The sequence below is a fragment of the Chrysosporum bergii ANA360D genome (assembly GCF_029891735.1).
GTDB classification, from domain to species: Bacteria; Cyanobacteriota; Cyanobacteriia; order Cyanobacteriales; family Nostocaceae; genus Umezakia; species Umezakia bergii.
This window is the reverse complement of record NZ_JANQDH010000020.1, coordinates 24,584-51,543: the sequence shown is the minus strand read 5'-3', so window position 1 is coordinate 51,543 and position 26,960 is coordinate 24,584. Positions and strand designations below refer to the sequence as shown.

General features: G+C 41.2%; 22 protein-coding genes, 2 pseudogenes and 1 CRISPR repeat array. Of the genes and pseudogenes, 13 read left to right on the top strand and 11 right to left on the bottom strand.

What is annotated here, in order from left to right:
• The first annotated feature begins 101 nt into the window (after positions 1-101).
• Both tnpA and NWP17_RS03185 read left to right on the top strand, forming a co-directional pair.
• Positions 102-503, top strand: a complete 402-nt coding sequence (tnpA, locus tag NWP17_RS03190; RefSeq protein ID WP_280653460.1) for an IS200/IS605 family transposase — start codon at positions 102-104, stop codon at positions 501-503.
• Between the two features lie 202 nt (positions 504-705).
• A complete protein-coding gene (locus NWP17_RS03185; protein ID WP_280653459.1) occupies positions 706-1,803 on the top strand; it encodes a TRAP transporter substrate-binding protein in 1,098 nt (365 codons plus the stop codon).
• A gap of 13 nt (positions 1,804-1,816) precedes the next feature.
• Here the strand turns inward: NWP17_RS03185 and NWP17_RS03180 are convergent, their stop codons facing one another.
• The 3 genes from NWP17_RS03180 to NWP17_RS03170 all read right to left on the bottom strand — a co-directional run bounded on the left by NWP17_RS03180 (position 1,817) and on the right by NWP17_RS03170 (position 5,337).
• Positions 1,817-3,154, bottom strand: a complete 1,338-nt coding sequence (locus NWP17_RS03180; RefSeq protein WP_280653458.1) for a TRAP transporter large permease — start codon at positions 3,152-3,154, stop codon at positions 1,817-1,819.
• Positions 3,138-3,692: a TRAP transporter small permease subunit gene (locus NWP17_RS03175; RefSeq protein ID WP_280653463.1), complete on the bottom strand. Its 555-nt coding sequence runs from the start codon at positions 3,690-3,692 to the stop codon at positions 3,138-3,140. Before NWP17_RS03175 ends, NWP17_RS03180 begins: the two co-directional genes overlap by 17 nt.
• A 112-nt stretch (positions 3,693-3,804) precedes the next feature.
• Positions 3,805-5,337 carry a SagB/ThcOx family dehydrogenase gene (locus tag NWP17_RS03170; RefSeq protein ID WP_280653457.1) on the bottom strand — a complete coding sequence of 511 codons (1,533 nt, stop codon included), beginning with the start codon at positions 5,335-5,337 and terminating at the stop codon, positions 3,805-3,807.
• A 192-nt stretch (positions 5,338-5,529) separates the two neighbouring features.
• Between NWP17_RS03170 and ilvC the strand changes: the two genes are divergently transcribed.
• On the top strand, positions 5,530-6,525 hold the full coding sequence (gene ilvC / locus NWP17_RS03165; RefSeq protein ID WP_280653456.1) for a ketol-acid reductoisomerase: 996 nt from the start codon (positions 5,530-5,532) through the stop codon (positions 6,523-6,525).
• A gap of 235 nt (positions 6,526-6,760) precedes the next feature.
• Positions 6,761-8,377 carry an ArnT family glycosyltransferase gene (locus tag NWP17_RS03160; RefSeq protein WP_280653455.1) on the top strand — a complete coding sequence of 539 codons (1,617 nt, stop codon included), beginning with the start codon at positions 6,761-6,763 and terminating at the stop codon, positions 8,375-8,377.
• Between the two features lie 311 nt (positions 8,378-8,688).
• On the opposite strand, the gene NWP17_RS03155 is transcribed toward NWP17_RS03160, so the two are convergent.
• Positions 8,689-9,825 (bottom strand): cob(I)yrinic acid a,c-diamide adenosyltransferase, encoded by a 1,137-nt coding sequence (locus NWP17_RS03155; protein WP_280653454.1) that lies wholly within the window; start codon positions 9,823-9,825, stop codon positions 8,689-8,691.
• Between the two features lie 258 nt (positions 9,826-10,083).
• Between NWP17_RS03155 and fraC the strand changes: the two genes are divergently transcribed.
• The 3 genes from fraC (at position 10,084) to NWP17_RS03140 (ending at position 12,609) form a co-directional block, all read left to right on the top strand.
• Positions 10,084-10,629, top strand: a complete 546-nt coding sequence (gene fraC, locus NWP17_RS03150; protein WP_280653453.1) for a filament integrity protein FraC — start codon at positions 10,084-10,086, stop codon at positions 10,627-10,629.
• 64 nt (positions 10,630-10,693) lie between these two features.
• A complete protein-coding gene (fraD, locus tag NWP17_RS03145; RefSeq protein ID WP_280653452.1) occupies positions 10,694-11,755 on the top strand; it encodes a septal junction protein FraD in 1,062 nt (353 codons plus the stop codon).
• 74 nt (positions 11,756-11,829) lie between these two features.
• Complete coding sequence (locus tag NWP17_RS03140) at positions 11,830-12,609, top strand: ABC transporter permease (RefSeq protein WP_280653451.1); 780 nt, start codon at positions 11,830-11,832, stop codon at positions 12,607-12,609.
• A gap of 94 nt (positions 12,610-12,703) precedes the next feature.
• Here the strand turns inward: NWP17_RS03140 and NWP17_RS03135 are convergent, their stop codons facing one another.
• Positions 12,704-13,585: a carbohydrate ABC transporter permease gene (locus tag NWP17_RS03135; RefSeq protein WP_280653450.1), complete on the bottom strand. Its 882-nt coding sequence runs from the start codon at positions 13,583-13,585 to the stop codon at positions 12,704-12,706.
• A gap of 18 nt (positions 13,586-13,603) precedes the next feature.
• Between NWP17_RS03135 and purN the strand changes: the two genes are divergently transcribed.
• Positions 13,604-14,251 (top strand): phosphoribosylglycinamide formyltransferase, encoded by a 648-nt coding sequence (gene purN, locus NWP17_RS03130; protein ID WP_280653449.1) that lies wholly within the window; start codon positions 13,604-13,606, stop codon positions 14,249-14,251.
• A 457-nt stretch (positions 14,252-14,708) separates the two neighbouring features.
• Positions 14,709-15,709: direct repeats of the CRISPR family, unit length 37 nt; unit sequence GTCCATGACTACCTCTCCCCCGCAAGGGGATGGAAAC.
• Positions 15,710-16,106: 397 nt separating this feature from the next.
• A pseudogene (locus NWP17_RS03125) lies at positions 16,107-16,307 on the top strand (zinc ribbon domain-containing protein); the annotation flags it as partial.
• Here the strand turns inward: NWP17_RS03125 and NWP17_RS03120 are convergent.
• The 6 genes from NWP17_RS03120 to NWP17_RS03095 form a co-directional block, all read right to left on the bottom strand.
• Positions 16,253-16,834, bottom strand: coding sequence for a CPBP family intramembrane glutamic endopeptidase (locus tag NWP17_RS03120; protein WP_280653448.1), 582 nt, complete (start codon positions 16,832-16,834; stop codon positions 16,253-16,255). The pseudogene NWP17_RS03125 and the gene NWP17_RS03120 overlap by 55 nt on opposite strands.
• Before the next feature lie 28 nt (positions 16,835-16,862).
• Entirely contained in the window at positions 16,863-17,927 is a 1,065-nt protein-coding gene (locus NWP17_RS03115) for a DUF3326 domain-containing protein (protein WP_280653447.1), read from the bottom strand.
• A 493-nt stretch (positions 17,928-18,420) separates the two neighbouring features.
• Positions 18,421-18,603 carry a hypothetical protein gene (locus NWP17_RS03110; RefSeq protein WP_280653446.1) on the bottom strand — a complete coding sequence of 61 codons (183 nt, stop codon included), beginning with the start codon at positions 18,601-18,603 and terminating at the stop codon, positions 18,421-18,423.
• A gap of 32 nt (positions 18,604-18,635) precedes the next feature.
• Positions 18,636-18,953: a 2Fe-2S iron-sulfur cluster-binding protein gene (locus NWP17_RS03105; protein ID WP_280653445.1), complete on the bottom strand. Its 318-nt coding sequence runs from the start codon at positions 18,951-18,953 to the stop codon at positions 18,636-18,638.
• Between the two features lie 403 nt (positions 18,954-19,356).
• Entirely contained in the window at positions 19,357-19,584 is a 228-nt protein-coding gene (locus tag NWP17_RS03100) for a hypothetical protein (RefSeq protein WP_280653444.1), read from the bottom strand.
• A gap of 5 nt (positions 19,585-19,589) precedes the next feature.
• Positions 19,590-20,621, bottom strand: coding sequence for a DGQHR domain-containing protein (locus NWP17_RS03095; protein ID WP_280653443.1), 1,032 nt, complete (start codon positions 20,619-20,621; stop codon positions 19,590-19,592).
• Between the two features lie 340 nt (positions 20,622-20,961).
• On the opposite strand from NWP17_RS03095, the gene acnB reads away from it, so the two are divergent.
• From acnB to NWP17_RS03075, 4 genes and pseudogenes are all read left to right on the top strand, one after another.
• The gene (gene acnB / locus NWP17_RS03090) at positions 20,962-23,619 is read left to right on the top strand and encodes a bifunctional aconitate hydratase 2/2-methylisocitrate dehydratase (protein ID WP_280653462.1); all 2,658 of its coding nucleotides are present in this window, start codon (positions 20,962-20,964) and stop codon (positions 23,617-23,619) included.
• Between the two features lie 193 nt (positions 23,620-23,812).
• On the top strand, positions 23,813-25,447 hold the full coding sequence (locus NWP17_RS03085) for a purple acid phosphatase family protein (protein WP_280653461.1): 1,635 nt from the start codon (positions 23,813-23,815) through the stop codon (positions 25,445-25,447).
• Between the two features lie 111 nt (positions 25,448-25,558).
• Positions 25,559-25,753 (top strand): annotated as a pseudogene (locus tag NWP17_RS03080) (hypothetical protein); the annotation flags it as partial.
• Between the two features lie 142 nt (positions 25,754-25,895).
• Complete coding sequence (locus NWP17_RS03075) at positions 25,896-26,933, top strand: AI-2E family transporter (RefSeq protein WP_280653442.1); 1,038 nt, start codon at positions 25,896-25,898, stop codon at positions 26,931-26,933.
• Positions 26,934-26,960 lie beyond the last annotated feature (27 nt).

Here is a 26,960-nt window from a genome sequence, read left to right as displayed (position 1 = left end):
CTGTTGCTGTTGGTCTGTGGGGTAAAATCTGTACTGATATCTAGCTTTCATGCTTTGTGCTAACATTATGCTAAAATAGATTCTACATTGTTTAGGCAAAAATGACAAGTGGTTTAAGACATGAAAGACATAGTATCTCAGACCTAAAAATACACTTGGTTTGTGTTACTAAGTATAGAACAAAAATTTTTACGCATGAAAGTCTTGAACTAATTTACAAATCGTTTGTAGAGGTAGCAAGAAAGATGGATTTTCACATACTAGAGTTTAACGGAGAATCAGACCACATCCACGCACTCATTGAGTTTCCACCTAAACTTTCAATATCTCAAATTGTTAATGCTTTAAAAGGTGTGTCTAGCCGTAGATACGGTCAAGCTGGATTTCCTAAACCCTATGGTAAGCAAGCTCTATGGAGTCCTAGTTACTTTGTGTCTTCTGTTGGTGGTGCGCCACTTGAGGTGCTGAAGAAATATCTCCAGAATCAAGAAAAGCCGTCGTAGAAGGATGGGGTTTTCAACCCATTTTTTAGATATTACATTAGGGATGGTGTACACCGTCCCCAGGTGCATTAACTTTAATACTACCAAATTTTTGTCGCCAAATTTTTGTCGTTAGTAAACTTTTAAAAAAGGCTGTCTCTTTTGCCGATACTAACTAAAGTGGTAAATTACCGTATGATGAATAAATTTACTACTTGCCAATATGAAACGTCGCAAAATTATCAATACAGCAGTTGTTGCCACTACAACTGCGGTGACATTAGGTTCCTGTGCGCGTAAAACCGCCAGTAATGTACAAACAGGACTGCCCAATGTCCGGTGGCGAATGGCAACCAGCTGGCCTAAATCTCTAGGAATTTTCACTGGGGCAGATATACTGGCTAAACGAGTCAAAGAAATGACTAACGGGCGTTTTATTATTACACCCTTTGCGGCTGGAGAATTGGTTCCGGGGTTACAGGTCATGGACGCTGTACAAACGGGAACGGTGCAATGCGGACACACTGCTGGTTATTACTACATCGGTAAAAACTTAGCTTTGGCTTTTGCTACCACCGTACCTTTTGGCTTAAACGCCCAACAGCAAAACGCTTGGTTATACCACGGTGGTGGACTAGATACCATGCGGAAAATCTATAGCGACTTCAATATTATTAATTTTCCGGCTGGTAATACCGGTGTGCAAATGGGGGGATGGTTCAAGAGAGAAATTAACACCGTTGCTGACCTCCAGGGTTTAAAAATGCGTATCCCCGGTATAGGGGGACAGGTTATATCTCGCCTGGGGGTAAATGTGCAAGTGTTACCAGGTGGAGAAATTTTTCTAGCACTAGACCGGGGGGCTATTGATGCAGCTGAGTGGGTTGGTCCTTATGATGATGAAAAACTAGGATTACACAAAGCTGCCCAATTCTACTATTATCCCGGTTGGTGGGAACCAGGAGCGACATTAGAAGTATTAGTTAACCGTAGTGCTTGGGAGAAATTACCCCAAGAATACCAAGCCATTTTTCAAACTGCCGCCTATGAAGCCAACATGAATATGCTAACTGAATACGATACCTTAAATGGTCAAGCCCTGTCTAGACTAGTGGCAGGGGGTACTAAACTACTTTCTTTCAGTCCAGAAATTATGCAAGCAGGCGAAAAAGCCTCCTTTGAGTTCCTGGAAGAAAACGCCACTAAAGACTCAACTTTTAAACAAGTTTACCAAGAGTGGCAAGTCTTCCGTAAACAAGTTTTCGACTGGAATCGGGTTAATGAATTGAGTTATGCCAATTTTGCCATGTCCAAGGTCTAGAAAACTGCTGGTTTTATTTTCCCAAGTTAGGTAAAAAACTGACAATACCGGGAAAAACAATAATTAAGACTAAAACCAGCAATTGCAGCAAAATAAACGGTATCGCACCGCGATAGATATCAGATGTACTGACTTCTGGCGGTGCGACACCACGCAGGTAAAACAAGGCAAAACCAAAGGGAGGGGTAAGAAAGGAAGTTTGTAGATTTGCTCCCAAAATTACACCGTACCAAACCAAGTCAATGCCTAATTGTTGGGCTACTGGTACAAACAAAGGTACAACAATAAAGGCAATCTCGAAAAAATCAATAAAAAAGCCGAGAATAAATACTGTGACCATACTGACCACCAAAAAGCCGATGACCCCACCAGGAAGATTAGCCAGGACATCAAACATAAATTGATCGCCATTCAAGCCCCGGAAGACTAAACTAAAGGCTGTGGAACCCAGCAAAATAAACAGCACCATGCTGGTAATTTTTAAAGTAGCATCACAAACCCGACTCAGAGCATCTAAGGTAAATTGACGGTTAGCCGCAGCCAAAACCATGGAACCTACACAACCCACTGCTCCCGCTTCTGTGGGGGTAGCAAAGCCAAAAAATATACTTCCTAGTACCAATAATATCAAAATCAACGGCGGTAGCATTACCTGAATTACCCTTTTCGCCAAAGCTTTACCACCAATTTCCCTCACCTCCGCTGGTAAGGCTGGGGCTAAATCTGGCTTGAAAAATGCCACAATCAGCACATGGAGGGCAAAGGCCCCAGACATCATTAAACCAGGAATCACCGAACCGATAAATAAATCACCAACGGAAACCCCTAGCTGATCCCCTAGTACCACTAAAACAACGCTAGGTGGGATAATTTGCCCCAAAGTTCCCGAAGCCGCAATGACACCGGTGGCTAATTGTTTGTTGTATCCATAGCGCAACATAATAGGGAGGGAAATTAAACCCATGGCCACCACCGTTGCAGCCACCACACCAGTGGTTGCAGCCAATAGCGCACCCACCAACACCACAGCTAAAGCTAGTCCGCCCCGTAAGCGTCCTAACAAAATCCCCATGGTTTCTAATAAGTTCTCAGCTATGCCAGATTTCTCCAGCATCGACCCCATGAAGATAAAATAAGGGATAGCTAAAAGAGTGTAATTGGCCATAATGCCAAAAATTCGCTGTGGCATGGCAGTTAAAAATACTGGGTCAAATACACCGAGTACAATTCCCCCTATGCCAAATAAAATTGCCACTCCACCCAGAGAAAATGCTACCGGATATCCTAGGGATAGTAACACTAACGCCCCAGCGAACATCACCGGACCCAGCCATTCATAATCCAGTATCATGATTTTTCTCCTGGGGTTCGAGTTTGCCTTGAAGAATTGCTAAGTTTTTGATGATCTGAGAAATCCCCTGAAAAATTAACAATACAAAAGAAACAATAATTATGGTTTTAATGGGGTAGCGGGGTAAACCATCAGGATCTGGTGATGTTTCCCAGATTTGCCAGGAAGCCACAACGGTATCCCAAGAAAAAAAGATGACCATAATACAGAAGGGAATGAGAAATAATCCTGTACCCAGCAAGTCTGCTAGTGCTTTGCGCTTCCGTGGCCAATTGCTGTAAAACACATCTACACGTACGTGTTCATTGCGCTTTAAAGTATACCCTGCACTCAATAAGAAAATTAAATCAAAAATGTACCATTGGGCTTCTATGTAAGCGTTGGAAGTTAGATTAATGCCAATCAATCGCCCTAAATATCGCCCGGCAACATTCCATACGCCAAGTACTACCATCACCACCACCAGCCAACTGGTAAATTTGCCGACGCGTTCAGTACAAGCATCAATAATTCTGGCTATCTTGAGTAATTTTTCCAATGATGATGTCACCTCTTGAATTGGTAAATGTATTGGTGTTTTGGTGGCTGTTGTCAAAGTGGTCAACTTTACCAAACTAGATAATAATACCATGTCTGGTGTGCTGATGCTTTTACCTTGGTCTGCCTAGGGTCGTCACGTATATAACCGCTTCATCGGCGGGAATGCCTAAAATCTCGTTTACTTGATCGTCAAAGAAGCCACCAATACCACTGACACCCACACCCAAATGAGCCGCGGCTAAATTTAACCTCTGCCCTAAGTGTCCAGCATCCATGTGTAAATAACGGTAAACGCGATCGCCATACTGACCAATGGCAGATTTCAGATCAGCTGTATGGAACAGTACTGCTGCTGCATCTCTGCCTAAATCTTGCCCTAGGCAAAGAAAGTGTAATTCTCTGCGGAAATTTTTAAAGCGAATTTGCCGTAATTCCTGGGACTTGGGGGCGTAATAGTAACAACCTGACTCCAAACCCTGTACCCCACTCACGGCAATAAATGTTTCAATTAAACTTAAATCAAAATAGTCTGGAAAACTATCTAAACCTTGGTAGAGGTAATTCTGTGGTTGGTAGGTAAAGTCCAGTAAGCTTTTGATCTGATCAAAGGTTAAATCTTCACCACTGTAGGCGCGGGTAGAACGTCGCTTGTACATAGTGTTTTCTAAACCTGACAGTTGTGTCCCCCAATCAATGGGGGTTGTGGCTGTGGGAATTTTCACACAAAAGGGAAAATTGTATTTATCATCTGGGATTTTCTCTTGTCTGACCTTTGGTAAGTTTAACTTACCAGTGGCATCTGGTTTAATTTGGGTGTGAAGATGAAAATATTTCAGCAGTTGACCATCGGGGATGGGGGGATAATTTGTTTCAAAATCAGAAGGTAAGGCTGTACACCCCAGGGGTAAATTTTGTTGGATATCGAGTAGGTCTGCTAGAGGTAGAACCGCCAGGACTCCTTCTTGTTGGGAATCAAGATAAAGTAGGTCATTGACTGCTTGATCAACAAAACCACCGATTAAGTGGGGGCGATAGTCATTCATTGCTGCGGCTAACTCTATATTACCCAGCAGATGTCCTGTATCTAAAAATATGCGGCGGTAGGCTCTATCTTCATATCGCCATGCTGAACGATAAAAAACCCCAGTAATAATTATTGCTAGTTGGGTGTTTTCAATGGCTGGATGCCAAAAACAAGCTGATTGTAAGGCTGACCAAACATTACTGTCCCAGTAGTGGATTAAGGAATGAGTGCGGCATTGGTAATTATACAGTCCATGCGGTAGTAATGGAGTGCCACGGGAGACTATATACACTTCAGCGGGATATAACCCCCCCGCACTAGGAGCAGCCCTTAAATATACTGTACTCCCCATAGAAGGCATCCTGGCGGTGAGTCCATAACTGCGAAACAGTAACCGCGATAGTCTCCGCCACCATTTAACATCGGGGTTATCCAGAAATGTTGCTGATGTTTCTTGAATATAGGGCTTGAGGTCAAAATTTGAGCCAATTTTGTATTCTTTAAAGGGTACTGGCTGTTTAGACCAATCTAAACTGTGAGATTTAGATGCGAGGGTCTCAGGATCGTATTTAGTGCGTTCGTGGTAGTGTTGAGCGATGGATTCGTGTATTTCCGGCATATTAATCTAGATCCTCTGGGCTGGCTATTTTTGATCTTGGCATTCATTAGTGTAATTATTTCGTATTAATTGTTACAAACTTTTAACTCAAAATGTGATTTAGCGAAATTATATCGCTTCCCTATTCTCTACATTTTCAGGTAAGATAAAAAATCTGGTAATTAAAGACAATGCTGCTGACAGGAGATGCATATGGCCCGGATGTATTATGATGAAGATGCTAATTTAGACCTCTTAGAGGGAAAAACTATTGCCATTATTGGCTATGGTTCCCAAGGTCATGCCCACGCCCTTAATTTAAAAGATAGTGGTTTAAATGTCATAGTGGGACTATATCCGGGTAGTAAGTCAGCAGCAAAAGCCGAAGCAGCTGGTTTAACGGTGAAACCTGTGGCGGATGCTGCTCAAGCTGCTGATTTCATCATGATTTTATTACCTGATGAAGTCCAAAAGACAGTTTATAAAAACGAAATTGAACCAAATTTACAAGCGGGTAATGTCCTGGCCTTTGCCCACGGCTTTAATATTCATTTTGGGCAAGTTGTACCCCCTGGTAATGTAGATGTGGTGATGATAGCACCTAAAGGACCTGGACATTTAGTGCGTCGCACCTACGAACAAGGACAAGGAGTACCAGCACTGTTTGCAGTTTATCAGGATGCAAGCGGCCAAGCACGCGATCGCGCTATGGCTTACGCTAGAGGTATCGGTGGTACTCGCGCTGGTGTTTTAGAAACAAGTTTCCGGGAAGAAACAGAAACAGATTTGTTTGGCGAACAAGCAGTATTGTGTGGTGGCTTAAGTGCTTTAATCAAAGCCGGATTTGAAACTTTAGTAGAAGCTGGTTATCAACCAGAATTAGCTTATTTTGAATGTCTCCACGAAGTTAAATTAATTGTGGACTTAGTTGTGGAAGGTGGACTAGCCCAAATGCGGGACAGCATTTCTAACACCGCTGAATATGGCGACTACACCCGCGGTCCAAGGGTGGTCAATGACACAACTAAAGCTGAAATGAAGAAAATTCTCCAGGAAATTCAATCTGGGCAATTTGCACGGGAATTTGTCTTAGAAAATCAAGCTGGTAAACCAGGGTTTACTGCTATGCGCCGTCAAGAAGCTGAACATCCCATTGAAGAAGTGGGTAAGGACCTACGCGCTATGTTTAGCTGGTTAAAAAAAGTGTAAGACATTTTTTTAGTATTTAGAACATGGGCTGTGTGTGGGTTTTGAGTTGTGGTGTTGAAGGACAACAACTCTACCACAGCAGCCCTATTTTTTATCTGACCTTTTATCCTACTTTTTATCTGACTTTTTATCCTATTGGTTGATGATTTGTAGTGGGAGCAGGATCCTCGCTAATTATGTACTTCAATTGGGCAAAATTCGCTATATTTTAATTAATCTCAATGTTATAAATTCAATGTTCTATAGATTTCGTTTATTACTACCTCTTTGGCAACAAATCCGGTATTCTACTGTATTTCCTTATATCACTTTGCTACTGTGGATACTGCCGCTATTGCTATTTAATTCTGGGGAGAATAGCTTGATGGCCCATGATGAAGGGCTTTATGCCAGGCGATCGCGTGTTATGTTAGAATCTGGTGATTGGATAGCTCCTTGGGGTACTGTTCATCATAAAACCCCTGGTTTTTATTGGTTAATTGCTATTAGCTATCAGTTATTTGGCATTAGTGAAGCCAGTGGGCGGCTACCCAGTATTATTACTGGTGTTTTGAGTATATTACTAATATATGAAATCGGTAAAATTATCCTTAATCAAAAATTAGCTTGGTTAGCAGGGTTAATATTACCTGTGCAATTTCTCTGGTTACAATATTCCCGTTTAGGTACACCTGATGTACCAATGATCTTTTTAGTTTTGTTGGCTATTTTTTGTTTACTTCAAGCTGAACTAAGTTCCAAATATAACTACTTTTGGGGTTTCATAGCTGGTTTTAGTTTGGGTTTGGGCTTTTTGGTGAGAAGTTTTATGATTTTTTTGCCAATTATAGCTTTATTGCCCTATTTAATAGGGGAATATCGCCGTCATGGTCATCTTAGTAACCCCAGTTTATATTTGGGCTTTCTAGTGGGTTTAGTTCCTACTTGCGGTTGGCTATGGTTTAGCTGGGTGCGCTATGGTAATAATAGTTATCAAGAATTATTTAGGTTTGTGGTGGAGTTGGGGTCTAACGAGCGTGATGGCAATGGCATAATTTTCTATTTATGGAATCTACCGATTAAAGCCTTTCCCTGGTTCTTTTTTGCGGTTTTCGGCTTAGTTTTGCTCTTAGTGCGTCCTGTTCCTCGCTACCAATTAATATTAGTTGGCTTTCCACTGCTGCTGTTGGCTGAATTGAGTTTTTTTTCCACTCGTCTGTCTCACTATAGTCTTTGTCTTTACCCTTTTATAGCTTTGCTGGCGGCTGTGGGTTTGGGTTGGTTGGCGGGATGGGGACATGGGCAATTAACCAGAAAAGTTGCTGGTATTCTCAGTTATATCTGGGGAGGACTAGGTGTTTTATTAGTGGTGGCTGGGGTAATTATGTTAATTTGGGTGGATAATATTGAAGTTAGCAAGTATGCCACCGTGGGTTTAGTTATGGGGCTGGCTGGTTTAATTTTACCTTTGGTGTGGGTTAGTCGTTACCACCTTCAGCAAAAGTTGCTCACAACTGGTTACTGGCTGGGGGGTTGGTTAATTCCCTGTTGGCTGGCTTTGGCTGTGGCTGGTAGTTTAGGTTTATTCAGCGATTATAACCCCGATGTGAGGGTTTTTTTACAACAACCGGCGATCGCTTCTATTCTCCTTCATCATCCCATTTATTTTTTGCAAGTAGAAGGTAAAACAGGCGTACTACTCAATTTTTACACTCCCCTTCATGGTCAACCAGTCAACTCCATTACAGAATTACCAGTTTTTAGCTATGCTTGGATCTCCACCAACCAAGGAGCAACATTAACCACACCTCACCAAGTGATTGGCACTGTGAAAAAACACCAACTAATTCAAGTTTTGCCCTTAGATAATTAATATCATATTCGCTCTACACAACCCATAAAACCAAACCTTTACAACTATTCAGCTTTTTTTACTAGTAAGATAATTTTATTTGCCATTTTTTTTGGTGGTGAATATTGTAGTAAACATCATCAACATACCGATCAGGAGAATAGTAATGGCAACTCCTCCTGTGATTAAGTCCAGTAAATTGCTGTTTTCCATGATTATAGGTTTCCTCAAGACAACAAGATAATCAACAATAATAAATGTATATGGTTGTAGTGCGGGCATCTTGCCCGCTACTGAGTGGAAATTACAGGTAAAATTCTAGTTCTCAAAAATTAAAAATCTACTCCCCGTTTCAGTTCTACTCCTTGATTAGCATAATGTTTGTGACAGTATACTTCTGAGTGAACACTGGCTAAATCAAAGTAAGCTGGTTGTTGTTGACAGCGACCGGTGATAATCACTTCAGTATCTTTGGGTTTACGAAGTAAGGCTTCGACTATGGGTTCTACGGGAAGTAGTTCTAGGTCAACTGTGGGGTTGAGTTCATCCAAGATGATGGTTTTATACAGTCCAGAGGCGATGGCGGTTTTAGCGATTTCCCAGCCTCTTTCAGCTTCTACATAGTCTAATTCTTGCCGAGAATTGCGCCAAACAATGGCATCTCGTCCACAACGTTGATGATCTACCACTTCTGGATATGATTGCTGTAAAGCTGCGATCGCTGCATCTTCTGTGTAGCCAGTACCACCTTTTAGCCACTGCATAATTAACACCCTGGTAGACCCTGGATGGTTGATTCCCCTACCTATGGCTTGTAGGGCTTTTCCTAATGCACTAGTAGATTTACCTTTACCCGCACCAGTATAAATCTCAATACCTTGCAAAAACAATTCCTTGGCTTTGGAATGTTCTTGGGGTTTCATTTCTGAATGTAAATCTGCAATATCTAGCAGGTCTTGGGGTGCTGCGCGTCCGGTGGCGATGATTTCTAATTCTTGGGGTTTAGATTTCAATGTCCGCACCACTTCATCTACTGGTAATAAACCCAAATCTAAAACCGGGTTAATTTCATCTAAAACCACCACTGAATATAAACCAGAGGCGATAGCCCCCTTAGCCACATCCCAACCCCGGGCTGCTTCTTGTCGGTCAAAGGGGGTGATTTCTTCAGGTCCAAAAAATTCTGCTCTACCTGTACGCACCTGATCAATGAGATGAGGGAAACCACGTTGCAAAGCTGCGATCGCTCCGTCTTCATCATAATTACGTTCTGGTCCTTTTAAAAAGCGCAATAGTAAGACGCGGCTGGAATCCCCTGGTGTATTTATTCCCAAGCCTATTGAGCGTAAAACCACTCCCAAAGCCGCTTGGGATTTACCTTTACCCAGTCCATCATAAACGTGAATTTGACCAGTGTTCCGTTCAGGACGCACTTGCGCGGTGCGAATACCGATACCGTTCCTTGTCATCTCTTTAAAAGCTGTAACTTGGCTATACTTAATTTTACCTTGAATTGGATGTTAGATTAATAATTTGGGATAAAGTAACCATACTTACCATTTACTAAGTAGTAGTAATTAACACAACTCTACGGGAACCAAGCCCACCGGGAAGAGTACAAGACTTGTATGTCACCTATTTAAGAATAGTTATCAAATCCCTAAAAATTTATTTAACCCACCATCTCAGTTATACTTACTAACGTGAACTCTTACTGTTGATACTTTATGCTTGGACTTGAAAATATCACTATTCCCATCATCCTACCCTTGGGGGTTATGTTGTTGCAAGTTTTGTTTTTACTGGCTGCTATTCCCATAGAAGCATTAGTGCTGCACAAGATGCTCAAGTTTGACAAAAAAACCAGTACTTTTTATGCTATATCTATTAATCTGATCTCTAGCAGTATTGGTTGGATTTTATTCTTTTCCGTTGAGCCAATATTACCCATAAATTTAAAGGCAGAATTAATCAGTTACATATTTTTTCATAATTTCAAATCACAGCAAACACAAGCGCTGTTGATTTTAACCGCCTTTATTATTTTCTTTCTCACTTTTTTGATGAAGTTCTTTCTGTTACGTTTTTCTGTGATTTCGTTAAAAGAAAATTTAGCGGAGATTTATCAGCAAAAGTTGGAGAAAAACCGATTAAAATGGGAGCGTACTAGTATTTATAGATTGCAAAATACCAATTTAGTCACCAGTGTATTGATAGCTAACTCATTGAGTTATAGTGCTATTAGCCTGATTATTTTGTTAAGTAGAAAGTAGAAATAATTGTAAGAATAACTACCGTTTAAGCAAAAAAATTTGGAGTAAATCAGAGGTGTGAAGGATGCAGACTTTATTTAAGGAAATTTTTGTTTTCTTTGGTTTCTTCCTGGGTATTTTTGAGGGAGTTAGAAAATTATTACTTCCCCCTAAAGCCTATTCTTGGCAGACATTAATTTATTTGAGCGTTTTTTCTTGGGTTCTTTCTTTTTTAGCTGTGGGTTATGTCAAAAATTTAATTGCATTTTCTGGCTGGTTGTTTCTAATTGCTGGTACAGCTTGGTATACCACTGATGATCCTTTAAGGGTTCCTGGGACTTTTATGCCAGTGGGAGCATTAATAACTGGATTTTTAGTCAGTGTTTTTGCATTTGGTCATCCAGAAGATGTAATTACACCCAGAACAATTATCCTCTGGCCCACAATATCTGCAATAATTACGGCAATTCCCGAATTTATTGGCGGTGATGATACCACTACTACAGCCCAAATTCCTGAACCAGAGGTTAGGGAAAAAATTATAATTTTGGTATCTAGCTGTATACTAATCAGTTGTTGGATTCAGTTTTATTTTGTCATGAATAATTGGTTAACACAATATCCCAGCTTGATGATAGATAATTTTCAGCGTAGTACTTTTGTGGTGAGAGTAGCAGAACCAGAAACAAAAACACAAGCACCAGAGCAAAACATACCTAAAAACGGTGTGACTATCCTGGATGCAGTACAAAAAAAAGTAGAACAAGAATTAAACAAAACATCTTGGTCAGAAGTGGAAAGATGGTTGCTAGAAGCAACAACAGAAGTAAAAAAAATAGGGAACGAAGTAATCAATCAAAAACTAGGAGAATATGAAGAAAGAAAATTATGGCGTGTTGAACCGCGTATAGCTAATATCAAATCTGGATATGGATACAAATTAGATTTACTCAGTATCTGGACTGGTCCAAGTTCTCACCATCAAGGTTATTATCTTCAAAAATCTTGTCGCGTTGAACCAATAGCAGTATCTAGGAGAAGTTCCAGAGTTGCTGTCAGTGAGTCAGACCCAAAAAATACAGTAGCAGAAATTGAATGCGATCGCCTGAGCAAGTTTATCACAGATGCGCCCCCACCGCAACAGTGAGTAAAGATGTGGAAAATGGGGGAAATAATTGGGGGGAAATAATTTAACTGTTCATTGATTTTTACCTAAAAAACATGAGTTTCACCAGAGTTTTTACCATTGCTAAAAATGTGTTTCAAGAAATGGTGCGCGATCGCATTTTGTATATAATCGGGTTTTATACCTTCACACTTGCCATTGCTTTCCGCCTATTACCTGAATTTGCAGCTACCACTGAAGATAAAATGTTTTTAGACTTTGGTCTAGGAACAATGAGCATTGTTAATTTAATTGTTGCTGTTTTTGTTGGTACAGGAGTAATTAACAAAGAAATTGACAAACGCACTATTTTAGTATTGATTGCCAAACCTGTTAGCCGCAGTGAAATTATCACTGGTAAATTTTTAGGTTTATCTGCTGTCCTAGCTGTAGTTGTAGCAGCTATGACAGTAATTTATTTGGTGTTTTTACAAATTGCCAACATTCCCTACTCTCTAGTTAGTATTTTCATAGCGGCAATTTTTCTAATTTTGCAGTTATCTTTAATCACAGCCGTAGCCATTACTTTTGGTGTATTTACCAGTTCTTTGTTAGGGGTGACGTTGACATTGGCGGTGTATTTAATGGGTAATATTACTCCTGATTTAGTTAATTTAGGTCGTCTCACCAATAGCGCCTTCATCCAAAGCATGACCCAAGGTTTATATCTGATATTACCAGATTTAACTCGACTAAATCTGAAAAATGATGCGGTTTATGGGTTACTAGCTTTACCTGATGCCACTACATTGATTACCAATGTACTGTATGGCTTATTTTACATTGTCATGCTGTTAGCGATCGCTAATTTTATCTTTGCCCAACGTGAGTTTTAATAGTGTGATCACACAAATAACATAAATCTTGTAGTACGGGCATCGGTAATGTGACCAATTCGGGTAAAATTGGCCATATCCTCACAATTAGCAATTATTCATCACCCCAGGTTTGCAACTGCAAATACACTAATACCAAGGTAACGGCTAAAAGTACTGTAGCAAGTGCCGCGGCGTAACCAAAGTCAAATTGTGCAAAAGCTTCTTGGTAAATGTAATAAACCAGCAAGTTAGTAGAATTTAGGGGACCCCCGCCAGTAATTACATAAACCTGCTCAAAACTACGCAGTGTAAAAATAGCTGTGGTGACTGTTGCAAATATTACCGTGGGTTGTAATCCAGGGAGGGTGATGTGCCAGAATTGCTGCCAAGCATTCGCCCCATCTAGTTCTGCTGCTTCATAGCGACTGGTGGGGATGGCTTGCAGTCCCGCCAGGAATACCACCATATTAAAACCCAATTGTTTCCAAATACTTAATACAATTAGTACAGGCATTGCCCAAACTTTACTGCCCAGCCAGGAAATGGGGGCAATACCGAATAAATCTAACAATGCGTTGACAGGTCCGGTGGTTTGAAATAGCCAGCGAAAGCCCAAACCAGCCGCAACGAGGGAGATAATTGACGGCAGAAAATAAGCGCTTCTGAGCAGTCCCCGCCAGGCTAAGGATTTATCTAATAGCACTGCTAACCCCAGGGGAATTACTAAGCTAGGAATGACCGTGGCAACGGTAAAATAAATAGTGTTGCCCAAAACTTGCCAAAAATCTGGGGTGAGTAGCAAGCGCCAATAATTCTTGAAGCCCACCCAAGTAGTACCCGATGAGGTAAAACTGCCGGTGGTAAAACTCAGGTAAAACAAATAAGCAATTGGCCAAATGATGAAGATACCTAATAAAATCAGTGCCGGGGCTAGGAAAGTCCAAGCGGCAAATGTATCATTATCTAGCCAGGACTTGGTGTATGTTTTTGACATGGTTTTTAGTGAGTTATTATGACTGTTTGCCCTGATTTTACCCCTAGCCTGGTTGTTCCTGGCATTGGTGATTGCTTTTATTCCTCCAGTAGCCCTTTAAAACTGGGAATTATGGCTTCTGGGAGTGGTAGTAATTTTGAAGCAATTGCCCAAGCCATCGCCCATCAGCAACTAAACGCCCAAATTCAAGTTTTAATTTATAATCATCCCACAGCCAAAGCTGCTGTGCGGGCGGCGCATAGAGGTATAGAATGTGTATTGTTGAATCACCGCGATTATACCAGCCGGGAAGCATTTGATGGTCAAATTGTCCAAACTTTGAAGAAGTATGATGTTGATTGGGTAATTATGGCTGGTTGGATGCGTGTAGTCACACCAGTATTAATTAATGCCTTCACAGACAGAATCATTAATATTCATCCTAGTTTATTACCGAGTTTTAAAGGTATTAATGCTGTGGAACAAGCCCTAGGATCTGGAGTGAAAATCACCGGCTGCACAGTGCATTTAGTTTGTTTGGAAGTAGACAGCGGACCTATACTAATGCAGGCAGCAGTCCCAGTGTTACCAGACGATACACCAGAAACACTCCACACCAGGATTCAAATTCAGGAACACCGCATCTTACCACAAGCGATCGCACTTGCCGCCGCCAGGCTTGATTAATATTTTTTGGTCATCAAGACAGCAGGCTCAAAACCCTTGAGGAACAGTTGAGTAGCCCCGTATTCGGATAAATCAACACTAGCCATTTGGGAGACCCAACTAGTCACCCACACCCCAACAACATTACAAAATGTAAACTGCACCAAATACCCCAAAACCCCCAAACTCCAACCCCAGTCACAGTCCCAACTATGTTAAGAAATGTAAAGCCAGCCTCAAAACCGTCGCATGGAGCCACAGCTAGCCACAGCCAGCCAAAGAATGTAAATAAAAGTAAAGATATTAAAAAACCCTTGACTTGTTGGTTAAACCCTGTTATCTTAATTTCATAAGCTGAAAACAAACACTTCAGCACCCCAGCCACAGCTACGCAAACAAGATAATACATATCAAATTCCGTAGCCTCGTGCAACCGAACCTTGAAAACTAAATACAGCAATGGTTTCCTATGGGTAGGGTCCATGACTACCTCTCCCCCGCAAGGGGATGGAAACGATGGTATTGCATTTGGATGCAGTCTATAACCATCTGGACCTTGGTCCATGACTACCTCTCCCCCGCAAGGGGATGGAAACCCAGTTTTAGGAGCATACTTTAATACAGTCTTTTGACCTAAACCTCTAACGTCCATGACTACCTCTCCCCCGCAAGGGGATGGAAACCGCATCCACATTAAGTAGGCTGCCACTCTTTCTTCTGATTTAACGTCCATGACTACCTCTCCCCCGCAAGGGGATGGAAACCAGATTTGTTCGGTCCACCACGACTCTTCTTCCATCCAGTCTTGGTAATATTGTCCATGACTACCTCTCCCCCGCAAGGGGATGGAAACCTTTTGAGCATTTCTTTTCTTGTACTCATTGGTTCTTGTCCATGACTACCTCTCCCCCGCAAGGGGATGGAAACCTTTTACTAAATCATCATGAGGGTTGACTAAGAATATTGGAAGTCCATGACTACCTCTCCCCCGCAAGGGGATGGAAACCTTCTTACCATTGATTAGGTAAGTGCCTGCTGCATTACTGGCTTTAGGTCCATGACTACCTCTCCCCCGCAAGGGGATGGAAACCTTAACCCCCTTGAATGCGGGGTTAGTTTTGTCTTTCGCGGTCCATGACTACCTCTCCCCCGCAAGGGGATGGAAACCTTTGGAGCATCTACGTTTTTAAATCCTTTGAATTGATTCAATTCAAAGTCCATGACTACCTCTCCCCCGCAAGGGGATGGAAACTGGGTGATCAGATGGCAGCCTGACAGTGGTTCCCCACTTGGTCCATGACTACCTCTCCCCCGCAAGGGGATGGAAACGTTGCCATCATCGTCAAGATTTGTCGGTCGGTTCTAGAGTCCATGACTACCTCTCCCCCGCAAGGGGATGGAAACTCTCTTAGCTCTTCTGTTTGTTTCATGATTTTTCTCCGGTCCATGACTACCTCTCCCCCGCAAGGGGATGGAAACTCTGGACTTTTACCAGCCAATTTCCCCGCAAGGGGATGGAAACACAATCTATGTAACCCTGGGTCTACTGTTGTTAAGTTCAACAAACCAATTTCCCCGCAAGGGGATGGAAACGCAGCCATGTCTTTATCCTTTTCAGGTTTGACATCAAAGCCCAGAAGTTCAACAACCCAATTCCCCCCAAGGCCATCGCAACACTGGTTACAAGCAGGATGCTTGTGTTACCTTTGGGTTTAACAACCCAATTTCCCCCCAAGGCCATCGCAACGCTGGTTACAAGCAGGATGCTTGTGTTACCTTTGGGTTTAACAACCCAATTCCCCCGCAAGGCGATCGCAACGCTGGTTACAAGCAGGATGCTTGTGTTACCTTTGGGTTTAACAAACCAATTTCCCCCCAACAATGCAGTAATTGTGGGCGCATTGTGAAAAAATCTCTATCAACTCCCACTTATATATGTATGTGTGGATGGGAGTTACATAGAAACACAAATGCAGCAATTAATATTTTAAATCTTGCTAAACAAGCTCAGGACGGGGAGTGTCAACCCCGACGTAATTTCCAGAACAAGCTAGAAACCCAATTTGTCACCATGTGAGCAACTATTGGCACTAATAAATTATCACTAAATAAAGCACTAAACCCCAGTATTAAGCCAATAATAGTTGCCCAAATTACATAAGGCCATTGTTGGGGACTGCTGAGATGTAAAACACCAAAAGCCAGACTAGATACAATTACACCTAAATTATTTAAGCCTATAGCGGGCAGCATCACACCGCGAAATAACAATTCTTCACTTAAAGCCGGGAGTAAACCTAACCAAATTAAGTCAGGTAAAGTCAAAGGCTTGATCACCATATCTAGATAATAGTCGGCGCTGTCACGGTAGGGAGGACAAAGGCGATAAGCTAAACCACTTAACATGGTGATGATTAACCCCGTCCCCACGCCTAAGAGTAAATCTGTTGCTGACCAGTACCATCTAAATAAGTAAAAGTTTCCATAAGTTAACCATACCTTAGCCACTATCCATAATAGGACAGCAGTCACTCCCATAGCTACTAATATCTGGGTGCGTGTTAAGTAGGGAATTTCTGGTTCTTGATTTTGTTGTTCAACCACGATTTTTCAGGAGTAGGGACTGAAGAAACTAGATAATAAGCTGCTGTAATGAGGATATTTTAGGACGAAGGGAACAGGGATTGATACCTGCTTTGTGGGCTACTAATACACCCACCGCCTCTAAATATGAGTTTACCTCCATGGCAGTGATTCCTAAAGCTTGGGGGGGGACTTGGATGACGGTTTGATTTTCCGCCACAGTGATAATTTGGCATTGTCTTTGGTTTAAACTAATTAAAGCGCTGCTACCACAACAATTTGCCGGACTAATAACTGCATCTACTTGATCTGCCCAAATATCATCTGGTAAAGATGTCATTGAGTCTCTCTCTATAATAAATTGTGGTGCGCGACTTAAACCCACAAGCACACATGGTAAAAAAGTATAACCTATTTCTTCCGCTGCGGAACAAGGAAATAAATTCGGTTCTGGTGGTGAACTGGCTAAGGCCGGAGAATGGGCGCAGGGAATTTGGAAAGTCCGCACTAACAAATGGCTTATGACCGCTTCTGCACCCGCTAAAGAATCTACCCCCTTCCCATGACGGTAGTTTTCTACTGCTGCTTCATCCATATCATCAGGAAAACGGGCTACAACTGCTATTGCTTCCGCCCCGGCTTTTTTAATTAACACTTCCGCCCCCCTGAGTAAACTGTCGGGGTTACCAATGGTTCCCCAACTAGCCCCTGATGGTGCAGTGCGTAATTCTACCTTTAAAGGTGCATCAGTAATTACATAATCCGTGATGGTTAAACCCAGGGTAGCCCTCACCGCGTCCGCTGCTTGTAGGTGTCTTAGCCGTAATTCTGCTTCAATACCTTGGTCTAAAAGTAAACCTATTTTATTATTACGCACAGGACGTAACCCCCAGCATCCAGAGGCAAATTTATCCAGTGCGTAACCTTCAACATAAAAAGTATTAGGGAGGTTCCAGTACAAACTAGCAGCATTGACAACATTGGGGTGAGTGATCAAGCGATCGCACACCTGTGATATAATCTTAGCCACTGGTAAAGCATCACCCGCATAACCCCCAATGGCTGCCCCCACCCCAGTTGGTATAATTAGAATTGCTGTATAAGGACGCTGCATAAGAATATTATTGTCATTAATGCTGAATGTTACACTGTCTTTTTATAGAAAAAAGCATTTATTAAACACGTGAGATACAAAAAAGCCTTGTAACACAAGCATCCTGCTTGTTAATGACTTACCTCACTAAGCAGCGAAAACCGCCATAAGTTACACTGTCTTTTTATAGAAAAAAGCATTTATTAAACACGTGACATACAAAAAAGCCTTGTAACACAAGCATCCTGCTTGTTAATGACTTACCTCACTAAGCAGCGAAAACCGCCATAAGTTACACCGTCTTTTTATAGAAAAAAGCATTTATTAAACACGTGAGATACAAAAAAGCCTTGTAACACAAGCATCCTGCTTGTTAATGACTAGAAATTTAAACTTTTTTATCCATATCCGATTCCATTAAACTAACTTCATCCAGAAGAAGATAATGATCTTTTGAACTTGGAATTGATGAGTAATGAGTGAAAACTTTTTCTACTCATCACTCATAAATCAACTAATCAGAATGTGCTGTAGTTACAACAGCCTCCACACCAGCTTTTTGCTGTGTTTCATCCACAGAAGTAATAGCCCAGCGCAGGGGTTCACCCTGCTTTTGCAATTCTGCTTCAATGGCTTTTTGTAACTCGGTGGGATTTTCTTGTAAGTCAACTTCCGCAGTAATAAAATGAGTGGTCATGGCGGTTACTCCTGAATATTTGTAAGTTTTAGTTAGTTTTTCCCAAATTGTAACCGATAAACGATTTCTTCCTTTTCTGTTTCTACTTTTAAATCAGAACGGGGATAAGCAACACACAGCAAAGCATAACCTTGTTTTTGCAGGTCTGGACTAACCCCCATACCATCGGTTTGGTCTACAGTTCCCTCAGTAATTAGACCCGCGCAAGTAGTACAAACCCCAGCATGACAAGAACTGGGTAAATCTAAACCAGCAGCATCCGCCACTGATAAGATGGTTTGATCTTCAGGAACTTGTAAAGTGTGAGTTTTGCCTTGGTGGTAAATTTCAACTGTGTAAGTTGGTGACATAGCCAAAATAAATTGATGCAGAGAACAAATTTCTTATTTTATCTGATTGATAGACGCACTATGCAGCTTTAAACTAATAGTTTCCTAGTTTACCCCGGCGCATCCACAATCACAACCTATATAGTAACAGATAAATTCTACATCAAAACCCTGTGCGATCGCTAGATGTTATAATTATAATATTACCTGCTCATAAATTCTCAATTCTTCACTACGAAGTTTAATTCTTCACAATTTTTACTTGTAGCGGTTTTCGCTGCTTATTGAGGTACATCATTAGCAAGCAAGACTTGTGTTGAGGGATTAGTACTGAGCGTAGTCGAAGTATAGTCGAGGGATGCTCGCGCCACAAGACGATCATTTACATTTGTATCTCACGTTTTTAACAAGTGCTATATAAGTTTTATCCTTGTTTAATCAAATAGTCAGTAGCACAAATATTTAAAACTGCCTTAGATAGAAGTTTTTCAATATCAGTCAAGACATAATTGTTGGCATTTGAAATTATAAATCCTTTCTCATAATCCTCTTTTGACTTGTATAAATCAATCAAATATTCCTTAAAAGAGCGTTTAGCATCACCATTACAGTTAATAAAAGCAATAGCAGTTTCTTCAAAATTTAATGACACCCTTTCTAGTCTCCAATCATCACCACAAAATCTTCTCTAACTGCATTTTTTAGGCGGCTAACAATCATTTCTCCAACCTTTTCTTGTGCCTTAAATCCTCCCCCACTGGGTAAGTTATCTCTATCAAACTTAAAATCTTGAATTAGTTGAAGAATTTTAATTGTATTTTCAGTATTAAACATTTGATATTTTTGCATTACGAGATTAAATATTTCATAAAATGCTTTCATCAGACCACCAAATCCAACTGTTTTGAGAATGTATGATGTGGGATCATCCCACTCTTCTAAAAATACTGCTTTAACAGAACGGAAGTAGATTTCAAAAACTTTATATTGTTGTTCAAAACCCAAATTTGCCAGTTTTCCCGTTTTAGGTTCTACATAATCTTTAGCTTGATTAACAAATTCACTTAAAGATATCCCCATTCCAGCATCTCCTGTTCTTCTAATTAGTTCATATAAAGGACTTTCGTCTGTTTCATTTAATCTCGTGGCAATTTCTGTCGCTCGTCTTTCTGCTGTCACTCCTTCTGCATCAAAATTTTCAATATCTGCTTCTAATAAATTAAGTAAGTCTAAATAAAGAGATGCTGGAACACCCTTTTGAGTCTGATTTATTTTGATAAACAGTCGAGCCTGCTCCTTAACAGATAATCCCAAAGTTGCAACTACTATTAATGGAAAATTAGGGTTTGCTTCATAACAACCTTTAATCCGATGCTGACCATCTATAATCAGCCCCAGAGTTTCTCCGTCGTCTAAAGTTAGTAAGTTCTCATTTTCTGTATAATCAAATTTACCCTCATCAATATTGACTAAAACTGAATTAGGTATAATACCTTGTTCTTGATTAACGTAATTTTTAATTTCTTTAATTCGGGATTTGGAAAATGATCTTTGGTATCCTTGGACTTTATCAGAAATTCTACGAGACACATCAAAACGCTCATAAATCATTTGAGCAGTAGTAATAAATAACAGCATTTTTATTTCATTTTGAATTATTTGAAATGCTCTAATTTTTATGTTGCTCATAATGGCGCTTGTTTAATTAAATATATTTATTATCTACATTATACAACTAATTTTTTCTGATGGCTTGGCTAATTTGACTTATTTAGTCCTTGTCAGTCTATTATATTTGTATCTTACTAAGGGTGAAAACCGTTATTTTTAAGTAAAAAGTATCAAGTGTTACTAAAATTAATTCACTTTGGTTAAGCATCAATACTTGGAAAACAATCAGCTAAAACCATACCTTCAACCATTACTTGTAAAACTTGCAGCCATCAAAATCAAGTAAACTTTTATAGCCAAAATTGGCCTAAAAATATTTCATAATTAAAGTGAGAACATCCCAATGGAGAACACGAAAATGCTAGAACAATACCGTCATCATGTCGCAGAACGCGCCCAACTCGGTATTCCTCCCTTGCCATTGGATGCCAAGCAAACCTCAGAATTGTGCGAATTGCTGAAAAATCCAACTCAGAGTGAACAAGATACATTATTACATTTATTGCGCGATCGCGTACCCCCCGGAGTAGATGAAGCTGCTTATGTCAAAGCAGGGTTTCTCACCGCCATTGCCAAAGGGGAAATTACCAGTCCTTTAGTTTCCCCCATCGCCGCAGTAGAATTATTGGGGACTATGGTAGGAGGATACAACGTTCAATCCTTAATAGATTTACTGCAAACTGCCACCATAGCATCAGAAGATGCACAAACACCATTAGTCATGGCTAGTGAAGGTAGAGAAGCCATCGCCGCCATCGCCGCCGCAGCCCTGAGTAAAATTTTACTGGTGTATGACGCATTTCATGATGTTTTAGAACTATCCCAAACCAACCCCTTCGCTAAACGAGTCATTGACTCCTGGGCCAGTGCAGAATGGTTTACCAGTCGTCCCCCACTACCAGAAGCCATCACAGTTACAGTTTTTAAAGTTCCTGGGGAAACCAACACCGATGACCTATCCCCAGCTACCCACGCCACCACAAGGCCAGATATTCCCTTACACGCCCTAGCCATGTTAGAATCACGGCAACCGGGAAGTTTAGAAACCATTGCCGAATTAAAGAAAAAAGGACATCCTGTGGCTTATGTCGGCGATGTTGTAGGTACTGGCTCCTCCCGCAAATCTGCCATTAATTCGGTATTGTGGCACTTGGGAAATGATGTCCCCTATGTACCAAACAAACGGGCTGGGGGTTATATTTTAGGCAGTGCGATCGCGCCAATTTTCTTTAACACTGCCGAAGATGCCGGTGCTTTGCCCATTCAATGCGATGTCACCAACCTAGAAACAGGTATGGTTATTACCATCCATCCCTACAAAGGCCAAATTACCAACCCATCCGGCGAAATTATTTCCACCTTCACCCTCAAACCCGAAACCATCTGTGATGAAGTCCGGGCTGGTGGACGCATCCCCCTATTAATTGGACGTACCCTCACCCACAAAACCCGCGCCGCCCTGAACTTACCACCAAGCACAGTTTTTATTCGTCCCCAGCCACCCCATGACACCGGCAAAGGTTACACCCTAGCACAGAAAATGGTGGGTAAAGCTTGCGGTTTACCCGGTGTTCGTCCGGGTACATCTTGCGAACCCCTCATGACCACCGTTGGTTCTCAGGATACCACAGGACCCATGACCAGGGACGAATTAAAAGAACTAGCCTGTCTGGGTTTCAGTGCTGACTTAGTTATGCAGAGTTTTTGTCACACTGCGGCTTATCCCAAACCAGTAGACATTAAAACTCACCAAGAATTACCAGACTTTTTTGCCCAACGTGGTGGCGTTGCCCTACGTCCCGGCGATGGTATTATTCACTCTTGGTTAAACCGGATGCTATTACCCGACACCGTAGGAACAGGGGGGGACTCACACACCCGCTTCCCCTTGGGTATTTCCTTCCCCGCAGGTTCTGGGTTAGTAGCCTTTGCCGGCGCTTTGGGAGTTATGCCCTTAGATATGCCAGAATCAGTATTAGTCCGCTTTAAAGGTGAACTACAACCAGGTGTGACCCTACGAGATATTGTCAACGCCATTCCCTACGTAGCCATTCAAAAAGGTTTACTGACAGTAGAGAAGAAAAACAAGAAAAACATTTTTTCTGGGCGCATTTTAGAAATAGAAGGACTACCAGATTTAAAAGTAGAACAAGCCTTTGAACTTACCGACGCTTCCGCAGAACGTTCTTGTGCAGGTTGCACTATTAAGTTAAGTGTGGAGACAATTTCTGAATATTTGCGTTCTAATGTCACCTTGTTAAAGAACATGGTAGCCAGGGGTTACACAGATGCACGCACTATTATGCGTCGAGTGGCTAAAATGGAAGAATGGTTAGCCAACCCCACCCTAATGTCAGCAGATGCAGATGCAGAATATGCAGAAATTATTGAAATTGATTTGAAGGAAATCACAGAACCAATTGTCGCAGCACCCAATGACCCCGACAATGTGAAATTATTGTCAGAAGTTGCTAATGACCCAGTACAAGAAGTATTTGTGGGGTCTTGTATGACCAATATCGGTCATTATCGAGCCACTGGTAAAGTTTTAGAAGGTGCTGGGGCTGTAAAAACTCGTTTGTGGATTTGTCCCCCCACCCGCATGGACGAATACCAATTAAAACAAGAAGGTGTGTATCGTATTTTTGAAGATGCCCAAGCACGGACGGAAATGCCTGGATGTAGTTTATGTATGGGTAATCAAGCGCGAGTTGCAGATGGTACTACTGTATTTTCTACCTCAACTCGTAACTTTAATAATCGCATGGGTAAAGATGCGCGAGTTTACCTTGGTTCCGCAGAACTAGCCGCAGTTTGTGCCTTGTTAGGACGCATTCCCACAGTCCAGGAATATTTAGATATTGTATCCGCAAAAATTCATCCTTTTGCTGATAACTTGTATCGTTATTTGAACTTTGACCAAATCGCCGGTTTTGAGGAGCAAGGGCGAGTTATTGCTGTGGAAGATATGCCTAAAATTGAAGATATTTTAGGTATGCCAGCAGCGACAAAGTAGATCATCTATTTAGGTGGGCATTGCCCACCTGATGGTTGGAAATTAAACAGGTAAATTCAAAAGAATCCCCAGCCTCTGTAATTCTCACGGAAACCAACTTTTAGCTATGGCAAAAACCAAACTATTAACGTTTACCATCTGGTTTGTGCTATGCTTTACCGTGGTAAGTGCGCCTTTATTACAGGGAATAATTATGACATCAGCACCCCATCTGCTGACTGACCCATTTTTACAACTGCCAACTGCCAACTCAGTCCAAGTAGTTTGGTTTACAGAATTTTCTGGTAAAAAACACATAGTTACCTACGGCGAAAATCTGGAACAATCCACCCTGGCTAAAACAAATAAACTCAGCCGCACACGAGAAGACCAACAATCAAAAGTAGCACATATAACTACAAATCAACCTGTAAAACGCGACATTTGGCGACATGAAGCAAAGATCACTGGGTTAACCCCTGGTGTAAGTGTTCCCTATCGTGTTATCAGTATGGAAGAAGATGGGGCAAGTGTCAGCAGTAATGTTTTTACCCTCGCAGCTAACCCACAACCAGGTCAACAACTAAAAATTCTACTCACTTCAGACCATCAGTTAAAACCCATGACCGCTGCAAATCTGCAAAAAGTGGTGGAAACAGTGGGACAAGTTCATGGCGTGTGGTTGGCTGGTGATTTGGTTAATGTGAGCGATCGCGCCTCAGGATGGTTTGATGATATTCGGGGGGGTGCATTTTTTCCCGCTTTACAAGGTCGTGCTAACTATGAAATCATACACAACGACGTTAAAACCATTTATACAGGTGGTCAAATCATTCAACACGCCCCCATGTTTACAGCCATTGGTAATCATGAAGTCATGGGCAGGTTAGAAAAAACCAACAGTTTAAATGGTGAATTTAATGATACCATTCCTCGCGCCGTAGCTCAAAAGTTATATAGTGATGAATCCTTAATAGATAATTCCTTTAACACTCGCACCTACGAAGAAATTTTTAGTTTACCCCAAAGTACAACAGGTGGTAAAAAGTATTATGCAGTTAGTTTTGGTGATGTGCGTCTGGTGGTACTATACGCAACCTGTATGTGGCGTACACCCAAATTAGATACACCCCATAAAGGTAGATATACAGAACCAGCCCAGAATTTAGAGCAGCCGGAAAATTGGGGTTATGGACAGTTGATTTTTGAGCCAATAGCTGAAGGTAGCGAGCAATATAATTGGTTACAAGCAGAACTAAACAGCCCAGAGTTTGAACAGGCCAAATACAGAGTTGTCATGTTACATCATCCCCCCCACACTCTCGGTGATAACATTGTCCCTGCCTATACTAACCCAGTGCAGATCATAGAACGTGATCCACAAGGTAAAATCACTGCCATACGTTACGAATACCCCAAAACCGCAGACTATATCAACCGTGATGTTCTCCCCTTACTAGAAGCAGCTGATGTGCAGTTGGTATTATACGGACATTCCCATTTATGGAATCGCTTTGTTAGTCCCAGTGGGATGCACTTTTTAGAAACATCCAATGTGGGTAACTCCTATGGTGCTGCTTGGGGAGACAAAAAACGAGAAGTACCAACGGGATATAAAGAAGATTATGTTGCAGTGGGCGATCCTTACGGCTTAGAACCAGTAATTCCCACAATTGCCCCTTTGTTAGGAGAAGATGGTCAGCCCATTCCTTATATAGCCAGTAATGACATCACTGTTTTTAGTATCTTTGATACAGGGGCTGGTGTAGTCACTAGTTATTATTTTGACACCCGTAAACCAGATTCAGATGTGGTAAAGTTTGATGAATTTAAATTAAAACAAAACTAACCGCAAAACAGGAGCAATTTAGGTTTATGGTTACGGTTTTATGCTGAAACATCACTCATAGGGCAATTATGTATTATAAAAATAGTACATCCAGTTATTTTCAGATCACCCATGACTTACACTCCTGATAATGTTTGGCGGTTGTTAGGTGAGTTGATTGCGGCTCAAAAGGAAACAGAGCGCCTTTTTCAAGCAGCTGAACATCGTTTTCAAGAAACCGAGCGGTTATTAAAAGAGCAATCCCAGCAAACCGAGCATCGCTTTCAAGAAACAGACCGGTTTCTCAAAGAGCAAGCCCGCCAAACTGGATGGTAGTAACAAACGAGGTGCGCGATTATGCTTATGATAAGGGTTTGTTTGTTTTAGCTCCCTGCGGTGATGATGTGGTGATTTTAAATGACCCGGACTTTCAACCCCGGATGTGGTAAAGTTTTTTAATTACTAAATCATGAATGAGCAAGACATCAAAAGGTTTTGGCAACAACTAAATAATACAAAGCTGATTCGCTATCTACTACTTTTAGCCCTAGGTTGGGCAATTACACAGGTTTTGGCTTATTTTTCTACAGTGGTGGTTATTTTTATCTTTGCTGGAATTCTGGCATTTTTGCTCAGTTATCCGGTGAAGTGGTCTGAAGGTTTTTTACCACATGGCATTGCAGTTATTATAGTATTTTTATTGAGTCTGCTGATTTTGGGTGGTTTGATGGCAACCCTGGGATTTGCTATATTATCTCAATTTCAACAATTACTCACACAAGCCCCTCAATTTGTTGAATATGTTATTTCTGTATTAGACACCTTGCAAAATATCCTCACTAGATTTAATTTGAAGGTTGATTTTCAATTAATTGAGCAGGAATTACGGGGTCAATTTTTGGCAGGAATTGGCACGGGTTGGACAATTTTTCAAGTCTTATTAACTAATTTAGTTGATTTGATTTTGATTGCTGTGGTAGCTTTTTTTATGTTGTTAGATGGAGAAAGAGTGTGGGATTTTATCATCAAAGCATTTCCAGATAATGTTCGTCAAAAGATCACCTTAGCAGTCAAGCAAAATTTTTTAGGCTTCTTTTGGGGTCGTTTATTGTTATCTTTATTTTTTGGTATTTCAATATTTGTTGTATTTATCTTTCTCCAACTACCTTATGCCTTGTTTTTAGCAGCGATCGCTGGAGTATTTGATTTAATTCCTGGTATTGGCGCTACAATTGGAATTACCCTAGTTGCTTTGATTGTTTTACCTCAAGGAATTTGGGTGAGTGTGCAAGTGATCATTGGCTGCATTATCCTTCAGCAGGTAGAAGAAAATTTACTCATGCCCCGCATTATGCAAGGCTCAATCAATATGAATCCAGTTTTTATGTTCTTTGCTTTATTAATAGGGGCAAGAGTGGCGGGTTTAGTAGGTATTTTTCTCTCAATTCCCCTGGCGGGGGTATTAATTAGTATGTTTAAAATTGAAGAAATGCAAGGAGGAGATTAATTTAACTTTCCTTAACTCCAACATCCT

Coding starts and splice junctions, on each gene's coding strand:
- tnpA (WP_280653460.1), top strand. CDS start 102: ATGACAAGTGGTTTAAGACATGAAAGACATAGTATCTCAGACCTAAAA.
- NWP17_RS03185 (WP_280653459.1), top strand. CDS start 706: ATGAAACGTCGCAAAATTATCAATACAGCAGTTGTTGCCACTACAACT.
- NWP17_RS03180 (WP_280653458.1), bottom strand. CDS start 3,154: ATGATACTGGATTATGAATGGCTGGGTCCGGTGATGTTCGCTGGGGCG.
- NWP17_RS03170 (WP_280653457.1), bottom strand. CDS start 5,337: ATGCCGGAAATACACGAATCCATCGCTCAACACTACCACGAACGCACT.
- ilvC (WP_280653456.1), top strand. CDS start 5,530: ATGGCCCGGATGTATTATGATGAAGATGCTAATTTAGACCTCTTAGAG.
- NWP17_RS03160 (WP_280653455.1), top strand. CDS start 6,761: ATGTTCTATAGATTTCGTTTATTACTACCTCTTTGGCAACAAATCCGG.
- NWP17_RS03155 (WP_280653454.1), bottom strand. CDS start 9,825: ATGACAAGGAACGGTATCGGTATTCGCACCGCGCAAGTGCGTCCTGAA.
- fraC (WP_280653453.1), top strand. CDS start 10,084: ATGCTTGGACTTGAAAATATCACTATTCCCATCATCCTACCCTTGGGG.
- fraD (WP_280653452.1), top strand. CDS start 10,694: ATGCAGACTTTATTTAAGGAAATTTTTGTTTTCTTTGGTTTCTTCCTG.
- NWP17_RS03140 (WP_280653451.1), top strand. CDS start 11,830: ATGAGTTTCACCAGAGTTTTTACCATTGCTAAAAATGTGTTTCAAGAA.
- NWP17_RS03135 (WP_280653450.1), bottom strand. CDS start 13,585: ATGTCAAAAACATACACCAAGTCCTGGCTAGATAATGATACATTTGCC.
- purN (WP_280653449.1), top strand. CDS start 13,604: ATGACTGTTTGCCCTGATTTTACCCCTAGCCTGGTTGTTCCTGGCATT.
- NWP17_RS03115 (WP_280653447.1), bottom strand. CDS start 17,927: ATGCAGCGTCCTTATACAGCAATTCTAATTATACCAACTGGGGTGGGG.
- NWP17_RS03110 (WP_280653446.1), bottom strand. CDS start 18,603: ATGACCACTCATTTTATTACTGCGGAAGTTGACTTACAAGAAAATCCC.
- NWP17_RS03105 (WP_280653445.1), bottom strand. CDS start 18,953: ATGTCACCAACTTACACAGTTGAAATTTACCACCAAGGCAAAACTCAC.
- NWP17_RS03095 (WP_280653443.1), bottom strand. CDS start 20,621: ATGAGCAACATAAAAATTAGAGCATTTCAAATAATTCAAAATGAAATA.
- acnB (WP_280653462.1), top strand. CDS start 20,962: ATGCTAGAACAATACCGTCATCATGTCGCAGAACGCGCCCAACTCGGT.
- NWP17_RS03085 (WP_280653461.1), top strand. CDS start 23,813: ATGACATCAGCACCCCATCTGCTGACTGACCCATTTTTACAACTGCCA.
- NWP17_RS03075 (WP_280653442.1), top strand. CDS start 25,896: ATGAATGAGCAAGACATCAAAAGGTTTTGGCAACAACTAAATAATACA.